We start from the raw sequence: 376 nt of genomic DNA on the forward strand, positions 1-376 counted from the left end.
CTGCTGAACGGCGGGAAGCTGGTCATTGTCCCTCCGCTGACGGCGAAAAGCCCGGAGCAATTCCTGCAATTGTTGAAAACGCAGCGGGTCACGATTCTGAACCAAACGCCGACTTACTTTTATCAGCTGTTGCAGGAAGAGCTGCGCCATAGCGAGACGGAGCTGGCTTTGCGTAAAATCATTTTCGGCGGAGAAGCGCTAAGTCCGGCTTTGCTGAAAGCGTGGAAGCTGAAATACCCGCACACGCAGCTCATCAATATGTACGGCATTACGGAAACGACGGTGCATGTGACCTATAAAGAAATTACCGAAGCGGAGATCGCAGAAGGCAGAAGCAATATCGGAACATGCCTGCCGACCTTATGCGCCTACATCC

1 protein-coding gene is annotated in these 376 nt (G+C 52.7%); it reads left to right on the forward strand.

Going from position 1 to position 376, the window contains the following annotated elements; translation table 11 throughout:
• Positions 1-376, forward strand: a 376-nt coding sequence (locus QMG93_RS35065) for an AMP-binding protein (RefSeq protein ID WP_281944532.1), incomplete at both ends; no start/stop codon positions are given.

Origin of the sequence: Paenibacillus tyrphae (assembly GCF_027925525.1) — a bacterium.
In the GTDB taxonomy this organism is placed as follows: domain Bacteria; phylum Bacillota; class Bacilli; order Paenibacillales; family NBRC-103111; genus Paenibacillus_G; species Paenibacillus_G tyrfis_B.